This is a genomic window from Streptomyces beijiangensis, assembly GCF_017315755.1.
GTDB lineage: Bacteria > Actinomycetota > Actinomycetes > Streptomycetales > Streptomycetaceae > Streptomyces > Streptomyces beijiangensis.
In genome coordinates this window covers 1-2768 of sequence record NZ_JAFLRJ010000480.1, presented here as the reverse complement: position 1 = coordinate 2768, position 2768 = coordinate 1, and the positions used below count along the sequence as shown (strand labels likewise).

General features: G+C 72.7%; 3 protein-coding genes. All 3 read left to right on the top strand.

Annotated elements, in window-relative coordinates; all coding sequences use genetic code 11:
* On the top strand, positions 1 to 1041 hold a 1041-nt coding region (locus tag J0695_RS35465), incomplete at its 5' end, for a DUF7847 domain-containing protein (RefSeq protein WP_242553612.1).
* 4 nt (positions 1042 to 1045) lie between these two features.
* A complete protein-coding gene (locus J0695_RS35460) occupies positions 1046 to 1744 on the top strand; it encodes a DUF4129 domain-containing protein (protein WP_372445879.1) in 699 nt (232 codons plus the stop codon).
* On the top strand, positions 1741 to 2768 hold a 1028-nt coding region (locus tag J0695_RS35455), incomplete at its 3' end, for a DUF4350 domain-containing protein (protein WP_206968886.1). The genes J0695_RS35460 and J0695_RS35455, both read left to right, overlap by 4 nt.

Sequence of the window (2768 nt, the reverse complement as noted above, 5' to 3'; positions counted from 1 at the left end):
GGCAGCCAGTACCAGGGCGTCCCTCAGCAGGGCGGCTGGGGCGGCCCGCAGCAGGGCGGCGGCTGGGGACAGCCTCCGGCGGCCAAGCCGGGTGTCATCCCGCTGCGCCCCCTCGGAGTCGGCGAGATCCTCGACGGTGCGGTCTCGACCATGCGCGCCCACTGGCGCACCGTGCTCGGCCTCACGCTCACCGTCGCCGTGGTCACTCAGCTCTGCGACATCCTGGTCCAGCGCTTCCTGCTGCCCGACCCGGTGACCCTCGATCCCGACGCCACCGGCACCGAGGCCCTCAACCAGGCCTTCGACTCGATGCAGTCCAGCCTGCTGGCACTGGCCCCCACGCTGGTCATCACGCTCGTCGGCACACTCTTCACCACGGCGATGCTCACGATGGTGATCAGCCGCTCCGTGCTCGGCCGCCCGGTGACGCTCAAGGAAGCCTGGGGCGAAGCACGCCCCCGGCTGGCCGGCCTCCTCGGTCTGACCCTGCTCCTCGCTCTGATGTCCGGCGCGATCCTGGCCGTCGGCATCCTCCCCGGCGCCCTCATCGGATCGGCCGGCGGCGCGGTACTCGCCGCATTCGGCGGTCTCGCGGCCCTGGTCGTCGTGGTGTGGCTGATGATCCGCTTCACGCTCGCCTCCCCCGCGCTGATGCTGGAACGACGGGGCATCGTCCAGTCCCTGCGCCGCTCGGCCAAGCTGGTCAGGGGCACCTGGTGGCGGATCTTCGGCATCACGCTCCTCACCATCGTGCTGACCCTGGTCGTCTCCATGATCATCGGGATTCCGTTCTCCGCGATCGCCATCGCCGTGGACGGCAACAGCTTCAGCGACCTGTTCTCCGGAACCACACCCGACTTCGGGTGGCCCTACCTGATCGTCAGCGGCATCGGCGCGGTGATCGCCTCGACGATCACCTACCCGATCTCCGCCGGTGTGACGGTCCTGCTCTACGTGGACCAGCGCATCCGCCGCGAAGCCCTCGACCTCGAACTCGCGCGCGCCGCAGGCCTGCCCGGCTACGAGACCACCGGGAGCTGATGCGGTGTCGGCTCCGGGGGGCTGGACAACAACGCGGCTGCTGACCCGCGCAGGCACGACCACACCGACACCACCGGTGGACATCTCACGCGACCCCGCCCGCGAGGCGGCGAAGCGCGAACTGTCCAAGCCGATGTACCACGAGAACGACCCGAGTCTGCTCCGGCGCGGCATCGACCGCTTCTGGGACTGGCTCGGCGGCCTGTTCGACGCCGCCTCCGGGGCCGCCCCCGGAGGCGTACTCGGCCTCGTCGTCATCGTCCTGCTCGTCCTCGCACTGATCGCCGCCCTCTGGTGGCGCCTGGGCACCCCGCAGCGGCTCCCCACCTCCGCGTCCACGCTCTTCGACGACCGGCCGCGCACCGCGGACGAGCACCGCACCGCGGCCGAAACCCATGCAGCCGGCCACGCCTGGACCCCGGCCGTCCAGGAACGGATGCGCGCCATCGTGCGCTCCCTGGAAGAACGCACCCTGCTCGACCCCCGCCCGGGCCGCACCGCGGACGAGGCGGCAGCCGAAGCCGCCCGCCCGCTCCCTGCCCACGCGGGCCGACTGCGCTCCGCAGCCCGCGAGTTCGACGACATCACATACGGCGGACGTACGGCGGACGAGCAGGCATACCTGCGTCTGACCGCGCTCGACCACGACCTGGAGCGCACAAAGCCCCTGCTGGCAGCAGCTCCCCAGGGAGCCGCCGGATGACCGCCCCCGCTGCTCCCGCCACTTCGCTCTCCCCCAGCGCCCGCCAGATATGGACCCGCGGCCGGGGTCTCCTCGTCGCGCTCGCCCTCCTCCTCGTGGCCGGCATCGCCTTCGCCGCCATACGGTCCGGGGACCAGCACGGCAGCCTCGACCCGCGCTCCGCCGACCGCAACGGCAGCCGTGCAGTGGCCGAGCTCCTCAAGGACCGCGGCGTCTCCACCCGGGTCGTCACCACACTCGACGAGACCGTCACCGCGGCCGCCCCGGACACCACTCTCCTGGTGACCACCCCCGACCTCCTGACCCCGCATCAGCAGAAGACACTGCGCGCCGCCATCGTCCAGGCCGGCGGCCGTACCGTCCTCCTCGCCCCGGGACCACCGTCCGTCTCCAGGCTCGCCCCCGGTGTACGGGCCGGAGCCCCCGCCTCGGTCTCCGCCCGCGCCCCTGAGTGCGCTCTGCCCGCCGCCGTCCGCGCGGGCCCCGCAGACACAGGCGGCATCCGCTACTCGGCCCCCGGCCTCGACGCCTCCGGCTGCTACCCCGCAGGTGACCGCCCCACCCTGCTCACCGTTCCGTCCACCGGCGCCGACGACGGCGACACCGTCCTGCTCGGCGCACCGGACATCCTCCTCAACCACCGGCTCGGCGACGAGGGCAACGCCTCGCTCGCCCTCCAACTCCTCGGCTCCCGGCCCCATCTCGTCTGGTACCTCCCCTCGCTCGGCGACGCCTCCGCCATCGACGGCGGCAATCAGAGCTTCTTCGACCTCATCCCGTCCGGCTGGCTCTGGGGAACACTCCAACTCGCCCTGGCCGCCGCCCTCGCCGCTGTCTGGCGTGGCCGCCGCCTGGGTCCCCTGGTCGCCGAACGCCTCCCCGTCACCCTCCGCGCCTCCGAATCCACCGAGGGCCGCGCCCGTCTCTACCGCAAGACGAACGCCCGCGACCGCGCAGCCGCAGTGCTCCGCTCGGCAGCCCGCACCCGTCTCGCCCCGCTCCTGGGCGTCCCTCCCTCCGAGGC